At 71.7% G+C, this 20214-nt stretch carries 16 protein-coding genes; 8 read left to right on the forward strand and 8 right to left on the reverse strand.

Features of this window, described 5'->3' with window-relative positions; translation table 11 throughout:
• Positions 1-933 carry a LysR family transcriptional regulator gene (locus ACIBQ8_RS04545; RefSeq protein WP_397191078.1) on the reverse strand — a complete coding sequence of 311 codons (933 nt, stop codon included), beginning with the start codon at positions 931-933 and terminating at the stop codon, positions 1-3.
• Positions 934-1055: 122 nt separating this feature from the next.
• On the opposite strand from ACIBQ8_RS04545, the gene ACIBQ8_RS04550 reads away from it, so the two are divergent.
• On the forward strand, positions 1056-1754 hold the full coding sequence (locus ACIBQ8_RS04550) for an MBL fold metallo-hydrolase (RefSeq protein WP_397191079.1): 699 nt from the start codon (positions 1056-1058) through the stop codon (positions 1752-1754).
• A 346-nt stretch (positions 1755-2100) separates the two neighbouring features.
• Here ACIBQ8_RS04550 and ACIBQ8_RS04555 read toward each other — a convergent pair whose 3' ends face one another.
• On the reverse strand, positions 2101-2991 hold the full coding sequence (locus ACIBQ8_RS04555; RefSeq protein WP_397169066.1) for a LysR family transcriptional regulator: 891 nt from the start codon (positions 2989-2991) through the stop codon (positions 2101-2103).
• Positions 2992-3117: 126 nt separating this feature from the next.
• Here ACIBQ8_RS04555 and ACIBQ8_RS04560 point away from each other — a divergent pair, with 126 nt between their 5' ends.
• The 3 genes from ACIBQ8_RS04560 to ACIBQ8_RS04570 all read left to right on the forward strand — a co-directional run bounded on the left by ACIBQ8_RS04560 (position 3118) and on the right by ACIBQ8_RS04570 (position 6012).
• Entirely contained in the window at positions 3118-3564 is a 447-nt protein-coding gene (locus ACIBQ8_RS04560) for a carboxymuconolactone decarboxylase family protein (RefSeq protein WP_397191080.1), read from the forward strand.
• A 68-nt stretch (positions 3565-3632) separates the two neighbouring features.
• On the forward strand, positions 3633-5081 hold the full coding sequence (locus ACIBQ8_RS04565; protein WP_397191081.1) for an MFS transporter: 1449 nt from the start codon (positions 3633-3635) through the stop codon (positions 5079-5081).
• A gap of 46 nt (positions 5082-5127) precedes the next feature.
• The gene (locus ACIBQ8_RS04570) at positions 5128-6012 is read left to right on the forward strand and encodes an NAD(P)-dependent oxidoreductase (protein WP_397191082.1); all 885 of its coding nucleotides are present in this window, start codon (positions 5128-5130) and stop codon (positions 6010-6012) included.
• Between the two features lie 402 nt (positions 6013-6414).
• On the opposite strand, the gene ACIBQ8_RS04575 is transcribed toward ACIBQ8_RS04570, so the two are convergent.
• A complete protein-coding gene (locus tag ACIBQ8_RS04575; protein ID WP_397191083.1) occupies positions 6415-10539 on the reverse strand; it encodes an AAA family ATPase in 4125 nt (1374 codons plus the stop codon).
• A 256-nt stretch (positions 10540-10795) separates the two neighbouring features.
• Between ACIBQ8_RS04575 and ACIBQ8_RS04580 the strand changes: the two genes are divergently transcribed.
• Positions 10796-11440 carry a hypothetical protein gene (locus ACIBQ8_RS04580; RefSeq protein ID WP_397169075.1) on the forward strand — a complete coding sequence of 215 codons (645 nt, stop codon included), beginning with the start codon at positions 10796-10798 and terminating at the stop codon, positions 11438-11440.
• Positions 11441-11655: 215 nt separating this feature from the next.
• On the opposite strand, the gene ACIBQ8_RS04585 is transcribed toward ACIBQ8_RS04580, so the two are convergent.
• The 4 genes from ACIBQ8_RS04585 to ACIBQ8_RS04600 form a co-directional block, all read right to left on the reverse strand.
• Positions 11656-12966 (reverse strand): FAD-binding oxidoreductase, encoded by a 1311-nt coding sequence (locus ACIBQ8_RS04585; RefSeq protein WP_397169077.1) that lies wholly within the window; start codon positions 12964-12966, stop codon positions 11656-11658.
• A gap of 38 nt (positions 12967-13004) precedes the next feature.
• The gene (locus tag ACIBQ8_RS04590) at positions 13005-13409 is read right to left on the reverse strand and encodes a DUF4267 domain-containing protein (protein WP_397169079.1); all 405 of its coding nucleotides are present in this window, start codon (positions 13407-13409) and stop codon (positions 13005-13007) included.
• A 34-nt stretch (positions 13410-13443) separates the two neighbouring features.
• A complete protein-coding gene (locus ACIBQ8_RS04595) occupies positions 13444-14082 on the reverse strand; it encodes a hemerythrin domain-containing protein (protein ID WP_397191084.1) in 639 nt (212 codons plus the stop codon).
• 409 nt (positions 14083-14491) lie between these two features.
• Complete coding sequence (locus tag ACIBQ8_RS04600) at positions 14492-15403, reverse strand: oxidoreductase (RefSeq protein WP_397191085.1); 912 nt, start codon at positions 15401-15403, stop codon at positions 14492-14494.
• Positions 15404-15518: 115 nt separating this feature from the next.
• On the opposite strand from ACIBQ8_RS04600, the gene ACIBQ8_RS04605 reads away from it, so the two are divergent.
• Positions 15519-16484, forward strand: coding sequence for a DUF5937 family protein (locus ACIBQ8_RS04605; RefSeq protein WP_397191086.1), 966 nt, complete (start codon positions 15519-15521; stop codon positions 16482-16484).
• A 249-nt stretch (positions 16485-16733) separates the two neighbouring features.
• Here ACIBQ8_RS04605 and ACIBQ8_RS04610 read toward each other — a convergent pair whose 3' ends face one another.
• On the reverse strand, positions 16734-17699 hold the full coding sequence (locus ACIBQ8_RS04610; RefSeq protein WP_397191087.1) for an NAD(P)-dependent alcohol dehydrogenase: 966 nt from the start codon (positions 17697-17699) through the stop codon (positions 16734-16736).
• Positions 17700-17841: 142 nt separating this feature from the next.
• Here ACIBQ8_RS04610 and ACIBQ8_RS04615 point away from each other — a divergent pair, with 142 nt between their 5' ends.
• Positions 17842-18480: a TetR/AcrR family transcriptional regulator gene (locus ACIBQ8_RS04615; RefSeq protein ID WP_397191088.1), complete on the forward strand. Its 639-nt coding sequence runs from the start codon at positions 17842-17844 to the stop codon at positions 18478-18480.
• A 261-nt stretch (positions 18481-18741) separates the two neighbouring features.
• A complete protein-coding gene (locus ACIBQ8_RS04620) occupies positions 18742-20043 on the forward strand; it encodes an aminotransferase class V-fold PLP-dependent enzyme (RefSeq protein WP_397191089.1) in 1302 nt (433 codons plus the stop codon).
• Positions 20044-20214 lie beyond the last annotated feature (171 nt).

Consider the following 20214-nt stretch of genomic DNA (forward strand, 5'->3'; position numbering starts at 1 on the left):
CTACGGGAGGGCACGGTCGGCGTCGGGGATCCAGTACCGCCCGTCCGACGGGCCCGGCGGGCTCGCGCGTGGGAGCTGACCGAGCAGCGTACGGAGCAGCGGGTGCGGGTTACGGCGGTGCCAGACCACCCACCATGGCAGGAGGGGGATCGGGTCCACGATGGGGATGCGGCGCAGCCCGCTCCCCGTCGCGTCGATGCTCCACTCCCCCAGGCCGACGGCGCTCTTCTCGCGCAGGAACTGCTGGACCAGGTGCCCCTGGCCGATGGCGGGCTCGGTGAAGCGCAAGGGGACGCCGAGGCGGTCGGCGAGGCGTCTCAGGTAGGCGCGCCATTCGGCGGCGCCCGCCGGGTCAGGCATCGCGATGCCGCCCGCCCGCAGGTCGGCGGGCCGCAGCTCTCTCAGGTGCGCGAGCGGGTGATCCTCCGGGACGAACGCGGCCAGGGGCTCCAGGTGGACCAGCCGCTGGGCCAGCTCTTCTGGCCACGGCAGGTCGCGCGCCCGTCCGAAGGCCGCGTCGATCTCCTGGCGGCGCAGCGCCGGCAGCGCCACCGCCAGCCCCTGCCGCATGCTCACCTCCACGCGCAGCCGCGGGTCGCGCTCGCTCGCCTCCCTGACCATGCGCAGGGGCGTGAAGCGCTCGTCGTAGACGTCCACGCGGACGGGGCTGTCCACCACGCGGACCGCCCTCACGGCCTCGTCGAACGCCGCCACCGCGGCCACGGCCAAGGGCAGGAACCGCCTTCCGGCGGCGGTCAGCTCGATGGACCGGGTGGTCCGTTCGAACAGCGGCGTGCCGAGGGCGTCCTCCAGCCTGCGGACGCGTTTCGACAACGCCTGCTGGGTGATGAACATGCGCGCGGCGGCCCTGCCGAAGTGCAGTTCCTCGGCGGTCGCGATGAAGGCGCGTACGCCGGAGATGTCTGCTTCCACGCCCAGACCCTGCATCGACAACCATCGGTTGTCAATCCGCGGTCCCATGGGTGTTGGACAGTGCCGCCGGTGGACCGGTTACCTGTTCCCTGACATCCGTGCTGATGAGAGGGGGTCCCGCGATGGAGGTCGTGGAGGTCGACCGGCGCCTGCACCTGCTGCGGCTGACGTTCGGGCAGGCGTACCTGTGGAACGACGACGGTGTGCTCACCCTGGTGGACACGGGCATCGCCACCTCGGCCGGGGAGATCGCCGAGGCGATCGGCCGGCTCGGGCTGCGCACCGACGCCGTCCGGCGGGTCGTCCTCACCCATTACCACGAGGACCACTGCGGCGGCGCGGCGGACGTGACGGCGTGGGGCGAGGTCACGGTGCTGGCCCATCGCCTGGAGGCCCCGGTGATCCGAGGGGACGCGCCCGCCCCTCCGCCGAACTTCACCGACGAGGAACGGGCCCTGCATCGCAGTCTGGGCGCCGACCTGCTGCCGCCCGCGCCGCCGTGCCGGGTGGACCGCGAGCTTGAGGACGGCGACGTGATCGCCTTCGGGGGCGGGGCCCGGGTGATCGCCACCCCCGGGCACACCGCCGGCAGCATCGCCCTCCACCTGCCGGAGCACGGAATCCTCTTCACGGGCGACACCGTGGCGCACGTGTCCGGGCTGGTCATGCCCGGAGTGTTCAACATGGACCGTGACGAGATGCTCCGCTCGTTCCGGCGGCTGGCCGAACTGGACGTCCGGACGGCCTGCGTGGGCCACGGCGACCCCGTCACGGACGCCGGCGAGGCCCTCCGCAAGGCAGCCGCCGACATCCTCGCCTGACCCGCTGCTCAGGCGTTCTCAGCCGTCCTCTTCAGGCGTTCCAGCCTGGCCGTCAGCGAGGCGTCGAGCGCGGCGGCCATGCCCTCGGCGTCGGCGCGGCACGGGTCGCCGTCCCGGGGCTCCTCGTCCCCGGTCTGAGCGCGCTCGTGGCGCCGAGGTAGGCGCCGGCCATGGCGGCGGTGGTGGAGGGACGGCGACGCCCCCGCATGCTCGGTTGCCGATTACGGCTCGTCGCGGGTCACTGCCTGCGGCGGGCGCGGGGCGGGGCTGACTGCGCAGACCGTGACCTGCCTTCCAGGCGTCCTCAGAACGCTGACCGCCGACACCCCGACACGGCGTGCGCCGGTCAAGCCTTGGAGGCGTGCGTCTCCACCGCCACCCTGGTGAAGGCGCGGGCCTTGGCGGAGACGCTCGCCGTACGCCAGATCAGCGCGTACTCGAACGGCCCGACGTCGTGGAAGGGGACGTAGACCAGGTTGGGCCGGGGATAGTAGCGGGTGCCCTGGGCGGCGGCGATCGTGACGCCCTCCCCCGCCGCGACGAGGGCGAGCAGTTCCTGCCAGTACTTCGTCGTGGTCGAGTGATGGATGGGCCGCCCGGCCGGGGTGCGATCAGGCAGGTGACGCGCCTGGAAATAGCCCGGCATGCCGTCGATGAGCCGCAGATTCTCACCCGCGAGATCCTCGATGGAGATCGACGTACGGCCGGCCAGGCGGTGCGAGGCGGCGACGGCGAGCATGGTCGGGTCGCGCACGAGCACCGGGCCCACGGTCAGGTCGGGCTCGTCCACGGGCAGTTCGATCACCTGGAGGTCCAGTTCGCCCCGGCGCAGCGCGCCGTACCTGTCGGACAGGTGGACTTCGCGGATCTGCACCTCGCACCCCGGATGCGAGGCCCGGAACGCCTCGACCACGGCCATGACCCGCTCGCTGGCCAGCGGGCTGGAGAAGCCCACGCGCAGCACGTCGCGGGTGCCGCGCGCGGTCTGCGACGCCTTGGCCAGGGCTTCGAGGACCCCGTGGCAGTGCGGGCCGAGGTCCTCACGCAGTTGCCTGCCCAAGGGGGTCAGCGCCACCCGGCGGCTGGTGCGCTCGAACAGGGCGCCGCCGACCCGGCGTTCCAGGGCCTGGGTCATCTGGCTGACCCGGGCGCGTGACACGTGCAGCCGGTCGGCCGTACGGCCGAAATGCAGCTCTTCGGCCAGCACCAGGAACGTCTCCAGCTCCTGCCAGTTCACCGGCGCCCCCTTTCGGTAAGGGCACCTTACCGAACGGTGAGAACTTTGCCGTTGTTCATGACCGTCTGCCGGATTCACACTGCTTCAGGCGGACGACCTACCGACGACGAAGGACTGGACGACACGATGACCAGGCAGCGCATCGAACTGGCGGCAGCGTCGCCACGAGCCGTCAGCCTGATCACCGAACTGGAGGACGTGCTGCGGCGCGAGGGACTGTGCGATGACCGGTTGCGCGAACTGGCGCGCATCCGGGTCGCCCAGCTCAACGGCTGCGCGTACTTCCTGGCCCTGCGTTCCGCGGAGGCGATCCGCCTGGGCGAGCGGCAGGAGCGGCTGAACGAGCTGGCGGGCTGGCGCGACTCGCCCCGGTTCACCGACTCGGAACGGGCGGCCCTGGCCCTCGCCGAAACCATGACCAAGCTCCCGGCCGACGGCGTGCCCGACGACGTGTACGGCGCGGCGGAGAACCTGCTCGGTCCCTACAACCTCGCGAATCTGATCATGGCCGTGTCCGTCGCGAACGCGCTCGATCGCATGTGCCTGGCCGCGAGGATCGCCCCTCCGCAGTAGCCCTCACCAGGCTCGACATCCCCACGGGGCGGCTTCGCGCTGCCCTGATACATCTCAGAAGAGGAAAAATGACACCTCTCGAACCTCTGGAAGCCCCCGATCCACGGAGATGGCTGGCGCTGACCCTCTTGGTGGCGTCCTTCTTCATGGTCATCGTCGACTCCCAGATCGTCATGCTGGCCCTGCCCTCCATCGAGAGCGAACTCGGCTTCTCCCCGGGCGGCGCCCAGTGGGTGATGAGCGCGTACCTGCTGAGCTTCGGCGGCCTGCTGATGTTCGGCGGGCGCACCGCCGACCTGCTCGGCGGCCGTCGGATGTTCCTGTTCGGCACCGCCCTGTTCGGCCTGGCCTCGGTGCTGTGCGGCCTGGCCTGGGACGACTCGGTGCTGATCACCGCCAGGATCGTCCAGGGCGTCGCCGCGGCGATCATGACGCCGACCGCGATGGCGGTGCTCATGCACACCTTCGCCGAGGGGCCCGAGCGTAACAAGGCGCTGGGCATCTGGACCGGCGTCGGCGCCTTCGGCGCGACCGCGGCGCTGCTCATCGGCGGCCCGATCACCGACGGGCTCGGCTGGGAGTGGATCTTCTACATCAACGTCCCGGTCGTCGTGGCGGTCCTGGTCCTCGGCCCCCGCCTGCTCAGGACGACGCCGGTCCGGGAAGGCCGCCGCCGCTTCGACCCGGCGGGCGCGGTGACCGTCACCGCCGCCATCGCCCTGCTGGTCTACGCCGTCTCCGAGGCGCCGCTGGTCGGCTGGGGCAGCGGTCAGACCATCGGCATGCTCGTCGGCGCCGCCGTCCTGCTGGTGATCTTCACCGTGATCGAGAACCGGTCGCAGGCCCCGCTGGTGCCGCTGCGGATCTTCCGCTCGCCGACCGTGGTCGGCGGCAACATCCTGATGCTCATCGTCGCCATGGCGGTGTACGGCGGTGCGCTCATCACCTCGCTCTACGCCCAGCAGGTGCTCGGCTACAGCGCGGTGAAGTTCGGGCTCAGCACCGCGGTCTACGCGGTCATGTCGATCATCGGCGCGAACGTCAGCGCCCGCCTGGTCGCCAAGGTCGGCTACAAGCCCATCGCGATCGTGGGCATGACGCTGCTGGCCGGCGGCCTGCTGCTGCTGACCGGGATCGACCCCGACGGCGGCTACTGGAGCGACCTGTTCTTCGGCCTGGTCATCTTCGGCTCCGGCATCGGCAGCACGAACGTCGCCGCCTCCATCGCCTCGCTCACCGGCGCCAAGCCCGAGGAGTCCGGCCTGGTCTCCGGCATCAACAACGCCGTCTTCCAGATCGGGGCCGCGCTCGGCATCGCGATCGCCTCGTCCGTCGCCTTCGCCTCCACGACGGGCGCCGACGCCGAGGGCCTGAACGACGGATTCCAGGCCGGCTTCCTGGCCACCGCGGTCTTCGCGCTGGCCGGGCTCGCGACGGCGCTGCTCCTGCTGCTGCACCGGGACAGGAAGACGTCCCCGCAGGGCGCCGGCAAGCACGCGGTGACCGTTCACCACTGACCAACCACCACGCACCACGCACCACGCACCACCAGAGGAACACGCAATGACAGACGACAAGGTGACCGTCATCGGGCTGGGCTCCATGGGTACGGCCATCGCCGAGACGTTCATCAGGGCAGGGCGTCCCACGACGGTGTGGAACCGTACGCCGCACAAGGCCGCCCGCCTGGCCGCCAGGGGCGCGATCCACGCGGAGACGATCGAGGACGCCGTGGCGGCGAGCCCGTTGATCATCACCTGCCTGACCACGTACGAGGACACCCGCCAGCTCCTGCAACCGGTCGCCGCCGCCCTGCCGGGGCGCACCCTGGTCACCCTGAACAGCGGCTCCCCGGCCGGCGCCAGGGAGACGGCCGCCTGGGCCGGCGCCCACGGGGCCCGCTACCTCGACGGCGCGGTCAAGAACGTGCCCGCGGCGGTGGGGGCGCCGGACACCCTGGTCTACTACAGCGGGGACAGGGCCGTCTTCGATGCCTGCGAGCCGACGCTGACGGTGCTGGGCGGCGACACCGTCCATCTGGGCGACGAGATCGACCTGGCCGCCCTGTACGAGATGGCGGTGGGCGCACTCCTGCTGCCCGCCCTCGTCGGCTTCTTCCAGGGCGCCGCCGCCCTGCGGGCGCGCGGGCTTCCGGCGGGCAGCATGGTGCGCTTCACCGGCAAGTGGCTGGACATGATCAAGTCCCTGCTCCCGGTGTACGCCGGCGAGATCGACAGCGGTGACTACAGCGACGCCGCCTCCTCCGTGAACCTCTTCCTGGCCGGAGCGGCCCACGACGAGGACCTCGCCCGGGAGACGAACGTCGACGTGGCCTGGCTCGGCCCGCTGAACGACCTGCTGAGGCGAGCCGCCGAGGCGGGCCACGGCGACCACAGCATCTCGGCTCTCACCGAGGTGCTCGGCAAGCCGGCCTCACCCGCCGGCTGAGAACGGAGGGGGCGAGGTCATCGAACTGCCCCGGGGCCGATCGAACCGGTGGGCTCGCCTCTTCACCGGAGCCACCGACCGGACAAGACAGCGACGGCACGGCCCAGGAAGGGTCCGCCATCGTCCCGGACACGCTCGGCAGCGTCAGCAACCGCCTGAACACGCTGCCGAGCACCACCCCCGCCGCTCCTCTGAAGCAGCCCAGGGGCTTTGGCGAAGCAGCAGCACCCGCACGCCGATGCTCATCGAGTCGCGCAACGCCAGGCCGCTCAGATCCACCGCCGGTCACGGTGGGCATGCCCCTCCGCTCCTGGCCCCACGTCTGGCAGTGGGCCCAGCCCGGAGATAGAGATCTTGATCCATTGCGCCCGCTTGGCCCTTCCGTGTGGCCGGATCAGGTGTCTACTTCTGGCAGACGGGCCGGAAGCTCAGCTCGGGTATGTATTTGGCCCATTCGTCCCGGGTGGGTGAGTGAGCGGCAACGCCGCACACGGCCGCGAGAAGATGCGAATCATCAGGAAGCCACACATCCCATAGCTGTACGGTGCTGCCGTCGCCGGCGGTGGCCAGGGTGCGGCCGTCGGGGCTGAACGCCACCGACCGCACCGACCCGGTGTGGGGTTTGACGGGATCGCCGACCGCGGCTCGGGTGGCGGTGTCCCACAGCCGTACGATGCCGTCATCGCCGGCGGTGGCCAGGGTGCGGCCGTCAGGACTGAACGCCACCGACCACACCGACCCGGTGTGGGCCTTGACGGGATCGCCGACCGCGGCTCGGGTGACGGTGTCCCACAGCCGTACGATGCCGTCATCGCCGGCGGTGGCCAGGGTGCGGCCGTCAGGACTGAACGCCGCCGACCGCACCGACCCGGTGTGGGCTCTGATGGGGGAGCCGATCGGCGCTCGAGTGGTGGGGTTCCACAGCCGTACGCTGCCGTAGCCGGTGGTGACCAGGGTGCGGCCGTCGGGGCTGAACGCCATCGACGTCACCATCCCGGTGTGGGCTTTGATGGGGGCGCCGATCGGCGCTCGGGTGATCGCGTCCCACAGCCGTACGACGCCGTCGCCGTCGGCGGTGGCCAGGGTGCGGCCGTCCGGATTGAACACCACCATCCCGGTGTGGGCTTTGATGGGGGCGCCGACCGCGGCTCGCGTGATCGCGTCCCACAGCCGCACGGTGCCGTCGCCGCCGGTGGTGGCCAGGGTGCGGCCGTCAGGGCTGAACGCCACCGACCACACCGACCCGGTGTGGGCCTTGACGGGATCGCCGACGGCGGTGCGGATGGCGGTGTCCCACAGCCATATGCCGTTGTAGCCGGTGGTGACCAGGGTGCGGCCGTCAGGGCTGAACGCCATCGACGACACCATCCCGGCGTGCCCCTTGATCGGGGCGCCGATCGGGGTATGGGTGGTGGTGTCCCACAGCCGTACGGTGCCGTCGGCACCCGCGGAGGCCAGGATACGGCCGTCAGGACTGAATGCCACCGACCACACCCACAGTGTGGCGTCTTCCATGGGAGAGCCGATCAGGGCTCGGGTGCCGGTGTCCCACAGCCTTATGGCGGTGTCTCCGTCAGTGGAGGCAAGGGTGCGGCCGTCGGCGCTGAACGCCATCGCCGTCACCGACGTGGTATGGGCTTTGACGGGATTGCCGATCGGGGCTCCGGTGGTCACGTCCCACAGCTGTACGATGCCATCTCCGTAGGCGGTGGCCAGGGTACGGCCGTCGGGGCTGAAGGCCACCGGCCACCCCCTGGTGCGGGCTTTGACGGGGTTGCCGACAGCGGCTTGGGTGGTGGTGTCCCACAGTCGTATGGTGCCGTCATTGACACCGGCCGAGGCCAGGGTACGGCCGTCGGCGCTGAAGGCCACCGACCACACCCTGGTGTGGGCCTTGATGGGGGCGCCGATCGGGGCTCGGGTGGTCACGTCCCACAGCCGTACGATGCCGTCATCGACGCCGCCGGAGGCCAGGGTACGGCCGTCGGCGCTGAACGCCACCGACTGCACCCTTCCGGTGTGGGCTTTGATGGGGGCGCCGATCGGGGCTCGGGTGGTCACGTCCCACAGCCGAACGGTGCCGTCGTAACACGCGGAGGCCAAGATGCGGCCGTCGGGACTGAACGCCACATGGTCGGCCCGCACCTCCAAGTTCCCTCGGTAGGGGTGACGGAGGATGTTGAGCATGCCGGCCCGGGCCTCTGGGGTGCGGCTGATCACCCCGGCGGCGGCAGCGAGCAGCGCGGGAAGGGCAGGGTCGCTGGTGAGAGTGTGGTCGGCGGCGAGGCTCTGGCTTCGCTCGGCCAGGCGGCGGGACACGGCGGCGTCGCGCTGCAGGTCGGCGTTCCGCTGGGCGCGGACCGCCACGGCGGCTGCGGTGAGGGCCAGGATCAGCAGGGTCGACAGGGCGGTCAGTGCGGCCCTGCGAAGGCGGGTGGCGCGGGTGGCTTGGGCGGTGCTGGCGGCCAGGAACGCCTGGCCGGTGGCGTGCGGGGTGGGGAAGGTGTCCGGTTCGGCCTGGGCGCGTTGCTCGAGCTGCAGCAGCGCGCTCAGGCGGGGGCCGCGATACAGCAGGGCTTGTTTGCCGGCGCCCGGAGGGTGGGCGGACCAGTCGTCGGCGTCCTTGTCGAGCTGGTCCATGAGGATCTTGGCGTCCAGGTAGGGATCGAGCCAGTCGCGCAACCTGGGCCAGGCGGTCAGGATCACCTCGTGGGAGATCTCTGCGGAGTCGGGCTCGACCCGCACCTGCGGTTCGGTGGGATCCTCCCGCGTGTCTGGCTCGGTCTCGTCCTCGGCAGGTGACCGGCTGGTGGTCTTGCTGAGGGCGATGAGCCGCTGGGCGGCGAAAGCGGCCAGCACGTCGTCGACCGCTACCGGATCCTCAGGGGCCAGCTGGGCGAGCTGGGCGCGGGGGACGGTCCGGCGTGCCGGCCCGCCGGGAGCCGACAGGGTGACAAGTCGCGTGAACACCTTGCGGGCGATCTGCCGCTGAGCGGGAGTGAGTTGCCGGTAGACGTGCTCGGCGCTGTGACGGACCGCGCCCGTCACGCTGCCGGACCGGCCGTAGTCGCGCAGGGTCAGGTGGCGCTTGTCACTCTCGTGGTAAGTGTTGCGCAGCGCCTGGGACAGCAGCGGCAAGGCGGCGGCCTCGTAGCGGCGGCCATGGTCGGCTGAGCGCAGGTCGGCCAGGATCGTCTCGGTCAGCCCTGGCTCGATCTCCAGGCCGGCGGCGTGGGCGGGGCCGATGATGGCACGGCGTAGCTCCGGTTCGCTCATCGCGCCGACGACGAACAGGCCGTCGCCGAGCGCGGCGGCCAGTTCCGGGTACAGGGCGAGCCGGTCGGTGAAGTCGCCGCGGACCGCCGCGACCACCACGGCCGGCGGCGGCTGCTCAAGGGGAGCGCCGCTGGAGCTCATCGCGTGCAGGGCGGTGATGAACGCGCGGCGCTCGCGCTCCGCCACGGCCGAACCGCCGTCGTCGTCGGCGTGGGTGAACAATTCCTCGAATTGGTCCACGACCAGCACCAGCCGGGCCTGGGTGCGGCCGTCGGCGTGCCTGTGCCGGGCGGCGGCCAGCACCGCCTGCCGTACGGTCAGCGCGCTGTCGTGCGGCCGGCAGGCCAGCTGGTGGCGGACCTCGGCTGCGTCCCGTCCCCCCAGCGCGGCCAAATGCGCCGCCAACTCCGTCAGCGCGTCGCCGCCAGGGGTGAGCACAAGCTGCGGCCAGCGCGCCGAGCCGTCGATCGCGCCCCGGGCCAGCGCCGGCAGCAGCCCGGCGCGCAACAGCGAGGACTTGCCCGCCCCCGACACCCCGGACACCAGCACGACACCACCGGCCGACCGGGCGGCCACTTCGGCAACCAGGTCGTGGGTCAACTGCTCGCGACCGTAGAAGATGTCGGCGTCACTGATCCGAAACGGCTCCAGTCCGCGGTACGGGCAGCCGGAGCGGCCCGGCGATGGACGACCGCGCCTGCGGTTGGGGGTGGGACCGGACTGCGGCAGCCGGGCGATCATGTCGCGGATCAACGTCAGCTCTGCGAGCTGCTGCTGGGCCGTCTGGCTACCCGCGCGTAGCAGCGCTCCCTGACTGGCCTGCTCGCCGATCAGCCGGTCGAAGCCGTCCAGGACCGAGCCGACCAGGAAGCGCAAGTCGCCGAAGTGCTCCGTCATCACCTGCAGGGCGTGGGCGAGGCCATCGCGGTTCTCGGCCCGCATCGCCTCCAGCACCAGACTGCCCGCGTCGACCTGCTCCAGGAGCTTGGCGATATCCGCGCTCAACGCGGCGTCGCCCGCCGTCAGGCGGGCCTCCAACTGCTCGGCCAGCTCCTCCTCGAAGGAGGTCTCGGGTCGGCCGCGGACCCGCTCCAAGGCGTTCTTGATGACATCGGTCAGTGTGTTGGCGCCGACGTTGGCCAGTACTCCCAGCCCCGCCTCGCCCAGACCCGCGCCGAACTCCGCGAACGCGCCCGCACACAGCAACGCCACGACCGCCGGAGGAGTCGCGGTGCGAGTGCCGCGTGCCAACCGCGCCAAGCCTGCCCGCAGACCGGACCGTAGTCGGCGTACCTCGTCCGCCTGCCGGTCGGAACTGTTCATGATCTGCCCCCCTGCGTCCCGACAGAAGCCCGGCCCACACACATGATCCCTTGTATGCGATCCCTCCACCAGGCGATCTGAGGCGTATGGCTGGGCGTAGGCCCATTCGTCGAGCAGGGTGCGGTTGAATGCCGCGGCTGCGCCCAGCATGACGACGAAACGGGCCGAATTTAGACTGGCCCGCATGACGGCTGCCTGGATGGCGTTTCTCGGGGTGATTGTGGGGTCCGTCAGTTCCCTGCTCGGCTCCGTACTCATCACGCGTCTGCAGTGGAAGCACGAAAGGCTGCGGTGGAATGAGCAGCGAGAACGCGACACGATTCAATGGCAGCGCCAGTTGGAGATCGAGCGAGACAGGATCGCGGAGGACAACGCACGGGCCGGGCGGGCTCGGAGTCATGAACGTGACCTCGAACGGGAGCGCCGGCGCCTGGACCAGCAGATTGATTTGTACATGACTGCCATAGCGCTCGTGCAGGAGGCCGAGGCCAAGTTTCAGGAATACGTGGCCGAGCTCGACCCGCAGGGCGAGTTCACCGACGCGGACGCGGCCAGAGCCAGGGAGATAAAGTCGAATCTGGAGAAGGCCCGGCAGTACCTGCCGGCGTTGTTGGCCCTGTGCGACGAGTCCTGCCATCGGGATCTCAACCGGGTGGAGTCCATCATCGACTTCTTCAGCGGATCGATAGAAGCCGGCGGTGTGATTCGCCTCGGTGCGCGCGGCCCTGAGGTGTCCGGGGTGTCTCTGCCGGTGAGCTTGATGCTCGGATCGGCGCACAAGGCGTTGCGGGTCGCTTTCGGAAGGGCTGTGCGCGTGAGTCTGGGGTGAGCGCGAATGTCCGGCGTCCGCCGTCACGACGGTTCACGCGCCGGATGCGCCTTCCCCCGGCCCACGCTGCATGCCTCACGTACCGAGGTGGCTCTCATGTGATCGCCGCTTTCGCCGGCGCTGATCAAGCGATGCCGGGCGGCATCCGCCACGGGGGTGTGGTGCGGCCCCGCCGCCGTGGTGGGCGGAGGGGCCGCGGTCTGCCGGGAACCGTTCTATCCGAGCACGGGGTAGTTCGCGCGGAACACGTTGTGCGGGTCACGGGCCCGCTTGATCTCCCGCAGCCGCGCGAGCGCGCTGCCGGAGAAGGACTGCGCCGCCGTCTCACCAGGGGACAGCAGGGTGTACGGCTTGCGGCCACTGATAAATGCCTTCAGGTCGGCCACGACTTCGGCCTGCCTGGCGCGCGTCGCATCGGCCGCGTGCGGCAGCCCGAGGCCCAGCAGCCCGAGCAGGTACGGCTCGACCACCGCGCCGCTCGCCCCGGCCCCGCCGCCCGGCTCCGCCAGCGCGCCGCCCAGGTGCCTGATCTGCAGGTTGATGAGCGGTTCGACCGGCTTGGCGAGCAGGAGCTCCACCGCGTCCGCGTCCAGGCCGGTGAGCAGTTCCCCGCGGGCGATGGACGGGGCCGGAGCGGTGGGCTCGGCGGTGATGCCGCCCAGGTCGGCGATCGGGACGACGCCGCGGCTGTCGGAGATCGCACCCTCGATCTTGTCGATGCGCGCCAGCAGGACCTCCCCCTGCGCCGCCTCCCCCAGGTAGGCCACGTCCAGCGTCACCATCGGCGGCGCGCCGGGCGGCTGGAACCGGTTGATCCAGACGCTGAGTTCACGCGGCGCCTCGGCCGTGATCTCCAGGAACGCGTCGAACACCTCCCTGGTCCGGTGCTCCGGCCAGATCACGCGCCCGCCGTACAGGACCGGCGCGGGATACAGCTCCAGTTCGAGGGCGGTCACCATGGCGAAGTCGCCGCCGCCGCCGCGCAGCGCCCAGAACAGGTCTGGGTCGGACTCGGCGGTCACCCGGCCGGGCTCGCCGTCGGCGTCCACGATGTCGATGGCCCGCACGCTGTCGGAGGCGAAGCCGTGCTTGCGGCTGAACCAGCCGACGCCGCCGCCCAGGGTGTAGCCCGTCACGCTGACACCCGGCGCGCTGCCGGACAGGCCGGTCAGACCCAGCGGGCCGGCCGCCGCCAGCACCTGCCCCCACTTCGCGCCCGCGCCCACCCGGACCACACGCTCCTGCGGACGTACCTCAACGTCGTTCAACCGGCCGGTACGCAACAGGATCAGGCCTTCCACGTCACCCGACGCGCCGTGCCCGCTCGGCTGCGCGGTCACCGTCATGCCTGCCCGCCGGGCGTATCGCACGAGCGCCGCCACGTCATCGGCGTCCGCGGCCTCCGCCACGGCCGCCACGGGCTGCCTGACGGTCAGATTCCACGCGGTGGCCGCCTGTTCGAAGCCGTCGTCACCGGGCAGGAGCACGCGCCCCTTCACAACACTGCTCAGGTCGTTGATCGTCATTGTCGTCTCCTCATTCGAGTTGTCAGAAAGTGTGGACGTCAGGCGGGCTGCGCGGCGGTCGCCGGGGTGGTGCTGGTCTCGCGGAGGATCAGCAACCCCGTGATCGCCATCAGCGCCGCGGTCAGGCCGTGGACGCCGAGCGCGGCGGCCGTGGATCCGTGGTGCGCCAGGACGTTGACCATGTCGCCGAACGGGGTGACCGCCATCATCAGCAGGACCCAGCCCAGCGGGCGGCGGTGGCCTGTCACCAGCAGGACGCCCATGGCCAGGCCCATCCCGATCTCGCGGCTGCCCTTCACGATGGAGAAGCCGCTGCCGTCGGAGGGCCAGTTCGCGAGCCCCGGGAAGGTCGTCCCGAGGGGCAGGACGAAGGACAACCCGAGGTAGAGGGCGAACAGGACGACGACGGCGGCCAGGACGGTGTTGATCTTCTTCAGCGACATGGTCGTTCTCCTTGTACGTACGGACGGGCGGGGTTCAGCCGCGGACGCGGCGGATGTGGCGGGCGTAGCGGGGGCGGCCGACGACGTGCCAGATGGCGCGGACCGGGGCGGGCAGGCCGCTGAGGACGAGGGCGCGCTCGGCCGGGTTCGCGTCTTCCAGGACGGCGCCGAAGAGCGTGAGCAGGGTGAGCTTGGGGGTGTTGTCAACCAGGTGGTCGCTCAGGGAGGCCCACTCCTGTGAGGTGATGTGCCTGGCCGCGAGCGGGAGGAGGGTGGCCTCCTCGTCGTCGAGGTGTTCCAGCAGGACCGCGCGGTGCTCGGCGAGGGCGGCCACGAGGGTGTCGCGTTCGTCGGCGCCCGCGGTGGCCTCCCAGGCGGGGACCGCGGCGTCCAGCCTGCTCAGGGTGGCCGCGACGCGCTCGTGCTGGGCCTCCATGCGCAGGACGATGTCGGCCTCCAGGTCCACCCGGGACAGCAGGGGCGGCCACAGCAGCTCGTCCTCGCCCTCGTGATGGTTGTGCAGGCCCAGCCGGTAGACGCGGAAGTGGCCGGCGATCACCTTGGCGCGAGCGGTGTCACCCGGGGCTACGGCCGCGACGAGCTCCACCAGCAGCCGTGACTCACGGCGGAGCACGCGGTGGACGATCTCCATGTCCTGGGTGTTGACGCTCATCTGTTCCCGCTCCTTCGTCGGTTGCGATGTGTTCAGGCTGCTCCTGGGTGTTTGGAAGGCATTTGGAAGCGATTTGGAACGTCCACGCAGGACGTGCGGATCATGGTCTTCGTCCGGGTGCTGGGCTCGTTCTGGGCCGAGGTCGGCGGCGAGCCCGTGCCCCTGGGCGGCCCCCGGCAGCGGGGCGCGGGCAGGTCGTGCCGAGCGACCGGCTGCGGTGGACGCTTGGCGGTTCGAGGGCCTGCTGGTTCTCGCCCTGCACGCCAACGGCCTGATCGACGAGGCCCGCCGGACGCCGCGAGCCTGTCGGTGGAGCTGCGCCCGGTCGCCCACCCCCTCGGCGGGCCGCCGAGGCCCGATCGCGAACGACCACCTGGCCTCGACCGTGGTGGCCGGCGGGCAGGGCTTTTCACGCTGTTTCGTGGTGGAGGGAGTCCAGGACGGCGAGTTCGTCCTCGGACAGGCGCAGAGCTCCGGCGGCCACGTTCTGGACCAGGTGGTCGACGTCGCCGGTGCCGGGGATGGCCAGCACGTGCGGGCCGCGGTGCAGCGTCCACGCCAGCCGGACCTGGGCGGTGCTCACCCCGCGGGCGCGGGCGATCGCGTGCACCTCGCCGGTGCTCTCGCCGGTGCTCGCACCGGCCGTGCGTCCGTGGCCGGCGATCGAGTAGAACGGCACGAACGCGACGCGCTGTTCGCCGCAGACGCGCAGGAGCTCCTCCTGCTCGGGCGTTGCGCCGATGCCGTACATGTTCTGGACGCAGACCACCGGCGCGATGGCCTGGGCCTCGGCGAGATGGTGGCGGTGGACGTTGGACAGGCCCAGGTGCCGGATGAGCCCGGCGTCGCGCAGGTCGGCGAGTGCGCCGAAGCGTTCGGCGATGGAGCCGGCGCCGACGATACGCAGGTTCACCACGTCGAGATGGTCGCGACCGAGCTGACGCAGGTTCTCCTCGACCTGGCCGCGCAGTTGCCCGGGGGTGGCGTGCGGCAGCCAGTTGCCGTCGGGGTCGCGGCTCGGCCCGACTTTGGTGGCGATGACCAGGTCGTCCGGGTAGGGGGCCAGGGCCCTGTTGATCAGCTCGTTGGCCGAGCGGCGCGACGAGAAGTAGAACGCGGCCGTGTCGATGTGGTTCACGCCGAGCTCGATCGCACGGCGCAGCACACCGATCGCCTGCTCGCGGTCGCGGGGGACGGCGCCGGGCGTGAGCGCCTCGCCGTGCTGTGGCAGGCGCATCGCGCCGAACCCGATCCGGTTGACCGTGCGGTCGCCGAGCCTCCAGGTGCCCGATGCCGTCGCGGAGATCGTCTGTGGGGTCATGGCGGCATGATTTCCACTCGGTAGACTGGCGTGCCATTGATTCACATATGCCGGAATCCATTGAGGAGCGGTCGTCCTGGCTGAGCTGGCGTTCTCGGCGGACGATCTGGCGCGGGTGCGGTTCGTCGTCTCACCGATGTGGGAGGTGGCGCCCAGCTTCCGGCTGCTGACGTCCGGCAGGCCCCACCCGCTCCATCGGGCCTGGATCGACCAGGTACGGCCGCGTATGGTGGCCGCCGGGCTGGACCGGGGGTGGCTCGCCGAGCTGATCCCGCCCACCGGCTACGTGCCGGACTTCCTCACCCCGTCCCCCGGCGGGGCCGCGCCAGCCCCGTCGCAGGAGTGGGAGGCGATCACTGCCTCGCCCGCCGACCGGGTACGCCAGGACCTCGATCACCTCGCCCGTCACCAAGGGCGTCTCGGCCCCCGCCTGCGGGCCCTGCACGCCGACCCGCCTGCCCGCCTGCCCAAGCTCACCCAGGAGATCGAGACCTACTGGAACCTGGCCCTTGCCCCCTACTGGGCGCGGATCCGGGCCGTGCTGGACGCCGACGTCTTCCACCGGGCCCGCACGGTCGCCGAGCACGGCGCGGGCCACCTGCTCAACGACCTGCACGACTCGGTGAGGTGGGACGACCACCAGCTGAGGGTGGCCCGGTGGAAGCGAATCCTGCCCCGGGAGGCAGCGGGCCCTGGGCTGCTGCTCATCCCCTCGGCGTTCACCGGCCCCGGCCTGCGTACGAAGATGAGGCCGCCGGAGCCACCGCAGCTCGCCTATCCCGCACGCGGCGTCGGCCGGCTGTGGGAGGCTCGGCCCGCCGTCGGAGCCGCCGCCCTCGCCCCCGTACTCGGCCGCTCGCGCACCCTGCTGCTGGCCGAGCTGGAGGCCCCGGCCTCCACCACTGAACTGGCCCGCCGCACCGGGCTCTCCGCGGCCGGGGTCTCCCGCCATCTCACCGCGCTACGCGACGCGGGCCTGGTCAGCGCCCACCGCGCCGGTCACTCCGTCCTGTACGCCCGCACCGCCGCCGCCGAAACCCTCCTCAAGGCCGCCTCCGCATCCTTGGCACGAGGTTCGTGAACCGCACGGTTGCGGACCAGCGCGTCTCGCATCTTCCGGGTCTCATCCGGGCTCTCGTCCCGCTCGACGTCCACCCGGAGCGGTCCACGAGAACCACCGCGATCGTGTCGCCGGGATTCCGGCACATGGCCCCATGTCCGTCCCCGCCGGGTCCGTGCCGCCGCCGCGCGATGCGGCAAGCCGGGGTGCGCCACGAGGCGATCCTCATCACTGCCGTCAACGAGGGCTGTGATCAGCGCCTTCAGGGGCCTACGCGACCCTGACCACGTACTTGCCCCGGACGCCGCCCGCCTCCAGCGCCCGGTGTGCCGCCGCTGTCTCCTCCAGGGGGAAGACCGTGTCCACCGCGGGGCTCAGCCTGCCCTCGACCACATGGCGGGCGAGGTCGTCGAAGTCCGCCCGCGTGGGGTTGCCGCTGAAGAAGCGCACCCGGCCGTGTCCGTGGACCGCGCTGGCCGCGAGGTAGCCGAGCGACGCGGCCGGCCGTTCAAGGTCGAAGGCGATGGTGACCATGCGCCCGCCGGAGTTCAGCAGGCGCCGGAAGGCCCGCAGGTCGGTCCCCACGGTGTCCAGGATCACGTCGAAGCGGCCCAGTTCCGCCGGCCGCACGGTCCGGTGGTCGACAGCCTGGTGCGCGCCGAGCCCGCGGACGAAGTCGAGGTTGGCCGCGCGGGCGAGGGCCGTGACCTCGGCGCCGTAGGCCCGTCCGAGCTGGACGGCGGCGTTGCCGACACCGCCCGCCGCGCCCCGGACGAGGAGTCGTTCGCCGGGGCGCAGCCCGGCCTTGTCCCGCAGCGCGGTGATGGCCGTGGTGGCCACCGGCAGCGCGGCGGCGTCCACCAGGTCGAGGCCGTCGGGGAGCCGGCCGACCCGCTCGGCGGGCACGGTCACGTACTCGGCGGCGCTGCCGAACCCGGACGTGCGGCCCAAGACCCCCCATACGCGGTCGCCGGCCGCGAACTCTGTGACTCCGGCACCCAGCGCGGCGACCTCGCCGGTGAAGTCCAAGCCGAGGCGCTTGGGAAATCTCCGGCCGGTCAGGAGACGGAGACGGCCGGCCCGGGCCGCCAGTTCACCGCCGTTGACGCTGAACGCGCGCACCTGCACGAGGACCTCGCCGTGGGCCGGCTCGGGGCGCGGCACGCGGCCTGCGTAGAGCACGTCGGGGCCACCGTAGCGGTCGTAGAGCACTGCCTTCATCATGCGGTCGTTCATCGTTCCGCCTTCGCCGCCGGGGCCGTACAGGGGTCTGGCATCGACCGTAAGCTCTTAAACGGACGAGATCGTCCGTTTCGACCGGAAGCGAGAGACAGTGATGGCGGAATCCTCTCGGATCACAGCCCGGGACGGGGTGCGGATGGACGCCCGGCGCAACCGGGAGCGCATCCTCGTCGCCGCCCGTGCGGTCTTCGCGGAGCACGGGATCGACGCCCCGATGGCGACCGTGGCGCGTCGGGCCGGGGTCGGCGTGGCGACGCTGTACCGGCATTTCCCGACCCGGGACGCTGTGGTGCGGGGCGCGTTCGCGCAGCAGACGGAGGCCTGCGCGCGGGCGCTCACCGAGGCGCTGGCCGCCCCTGACCCGTGGCAGGGCTTCCAGCGGCTGGTCGAGACGGTCTGCACCCTGCAACGGGAGGAACGCGGGTTCCCGGCTGCGTTCGTCGCGGCCTTCCCGGAGAGCACGTCGGACCACGCGCAGTACCGGCAACGAGCCGAGCGCGACTTCGCGACCCTGGTACGCAGGGCCCAGGCGTCGGGCGCGCTGCGGGCCGATTTTCACCCTTCCGACCTCGCCGTGGCCCTGTTGGCGCACTGCGGTCTGGTGACCGCTCTACCGGATGACGGTGCCGCGTCCCGGCGCCTGGTGGCCTACCTGCTCCAGTCGTTCCAGGCCGACCCGGCCAACAGACCGCTGCCTCCGCCGGCTGCGCTGACACTACAGAGCCTCCCCCTTGCAGCTGACAGTTCCCGGGGGCAGCGGCCGCCCAGAGCCTGACCTGAATCAGTCCCGGCGTGCGCCTGCGCCCCGCCCGATCACGTGCCGGCCGGCCGGGAGGGCAGCGTGGAAGGCAGACGGTTCCGCATCCCCGACGCCGGGACGCCGGCCGACGTCCCCCCTCGTGGTGGCGCTGCTCACGCCGACGCCCCGGCCCTGGGGGCGACCGTTCAGGGGCGATCTCGCTGAGAACGGGCGCCGTCGTCACATCTGGGGCGATCCTCTGGGCAACACGGCCTCGCACGGGATAGGACGGTAGACGTGAGTCAGCAACTGGGCAGACGAGCCCTGTTCGGTGTGGGCGCCCTGGCCGGAGCGGCGGCGGCCTGCTCCTCCCCCACACCCCCGTCGCCGCCGCGGCACGGGCCCTCCTTCGACCCGCGCGACTGGGCCTCCGTCCGGGCCCAGTTCGCCCTCCGCCGGGACGTCGCGCACTTCGCCGCCTTCACCCTGGCCCCCGCACCCGCCCCGGTGCGCGCCGAGATCGCCAGGCACCGCGACGGCCTCGACGCCGACCCCGACTACGCGCCGGTCCGCGACCAGGACCCCGACCAGCTCGTACGCCAAGCCGCGGCCGCGTTCCTCGGCGGCCGGCCCGAGGACGTCGCCCTCACCGACAGCACCACCATGGGCCTCGGCCTGATCTACTCCGGCCTGCGGCTACGCCCCGGCCAGGACGTCCTGACCACCGAGCACGACTTCCTGGCCACCCACGAGGGCCTGCGCCTGCTCGCGGCCCGCACCGGCGCGCGGGTGCGCAAGGTCCGCCTGTACGACGACCCGGCCACAGCCACCGCCGACCGCATGATCAGCGCGATCAAGGAAGGGCTCGGCCCGCGTACCCGGGTGGTGGCGATCACCTGGGTGCACTCCGGAACCGGCGTGCGCCTGCCGGTCAGGCAGATCGCCGCCATGCTGGCCGACGTCAACGCCCGGCGCGAGGAGCACGACCGCGTCCTGCTGTGCGTCGACGGCGTGCACGGCTTCGCCGCCGTCGCCGACAAGGCGGCGGACCTGGGATGCGACTTCCTGGCCAGCGGGACGCACAAGTGGCTGTTCGGCCCGCGCGGCACCGGCGTGTTGTGGGGCCGCGCCTGGGACGCCCTGTCACCGGTCATCACCAGCTTCGGGCAGAAGTCGTTCGAGGTCTGGCAGCTCGGCACGCCGCCCGGCCCCACCACGGCCGAGCTCGCCACGCCCGGCGGGTTCAAGGCCTTCGAGCACCGATGGGCGATGCCCTCGGCGTTCGCCTTCCAGCAGGCGATCGGGCCCGACCGGGTGCAGCAGCGCGTCCAGGAGCTGGCCGGCAGGCTGAAGGCGGGGCTCGCCGGGATCAGGCACGTCACGCTGGCCACCCCGATCGACCCGGCGCTGTCGGCCGGGCTGGTGTGCTGCTCGATCGACGGCATGGAACCCCTGCAGGCCGTCCACGCGCTCCGCCGGAGCAAGGTGGTGGCCGGCACCACGCCCTACAACGGGACGCTGCTGCGCTTCGGCACCACCATCGTCAACAGCCCCGAGGAGGTGGACCGGGCCGTCAAGGCCGTGGCCGCCCTCGTCTGACAAGCGTCCCATCGCGCCGACGACAACGGACAACCGCCCCTCGACCAGCATCGCCGCGCATCTGTTGATCACCATGCGGGGGCGCCCCAAAAAGCGGCTGCGCCGGTCTGACCCTCCACAGGTCATCCGCGAGTGACACCTGTTGCTCGCGACCTGGACCGGCGCATGTCC

Source organism: Nonomuraea sp. NPDC049646 (assembly GCF_044465525.1).
In the GTDB taxonomy this organism is placed as follows: domain Bacteria; phylum Actinomycetota; class Actinomycetes; order Streptosporangiales; family Streptosporangiaceae; genus Nonomuraea.

What these genes read in the sequence shown, in the direction of transcription:
- ACIBQ8_RS04550 (WP_397191079.1), top strand. Translation starts at nt 1,056, where the DNA reads ATGGAGGTCGTGGAGGTCGACCGGCGCCTGCACCTGCTGCGGCTGACG.
- ACIBQ8_RS04560 (WP_397191080.1), top strand. Translation starts at nt 3,118, where the DNA reads ATGACCAGGCAGCGCATCGAACTGGCGGCAGCGTCGCCACGAGCCGTC.
- ACIBQ8_RS04565 (WP_397191081.1), top strand. Translation starts at nt 3,633, where the DNA reads ATGACACCTCTCGAACCTCTGGAAGCCCCCGATCCACGGAGATGGCTG.
- ACIBQ8_RS04570 (WP_397191082.1), top strand. Translation starts at nt 5,128, where the DNA reads ATGACAGACGACAAGGTGACCGTCATCGGGCTGGGCTCCATGGGTACG.
- ACIBQ8_RS04580 (WP_397169075.1), top strand. Translation starts at nt 10,796, where the DNA reads ATGACGGCTGCCTGGATGGCGTTTCTCGGGGTGATTGTGGGGTCCGTC.
- ACIBQ8_RS04585 (WP_397169077.1), bottom strand. Translation starts at nt 12,966, where the DNA reads ATGACGATCAACGACCTGAGCAGTGTTGTGAAGGGGCGCGTGCTCCTG.
- ACIBQ8_RS04590 (WP_397169079.1), bottom strand. Translation starts at nt 13,409, where the DNA reads ATGTCGCTGAAGAAGATCAACACCGTCCTGGCCGCCGTCGTCGTCCTG.
- ACIBQ8_RS04595 (WP_397191084.1), bottom strand. Translation starts at nt 14,082, where the DNA reads ATGAGCGTCAACACCCAGGACATGGAGATCGTCCACCGCGTGCTCCGC.
- ACIBQ8_RS04600 (WP_397191085.1), bottom strand. Translation starts at nt 15,403, where the DNA reads ATGACCCCACAGACGATCTCCGCGACGGCATCGGGCACCTGGAGGCTC.
- ACIBQ8_RS04610 (WP_397191087.1), bottom strand. Translation starts at nt 17,699, where the DNA reads ATGAACGACCGCATGATGAAGGCAGTGCTCTACGACCGCTACGGTGGC.
- ACIBQ8_RS04615 (WP_397191088.1), top strand. Translation starts at nt 17,842, where the DNA reads ATGGACGCCCGGCGCAACCGGGAGCGCATCCTCGTCGCCGCCCGTGCG.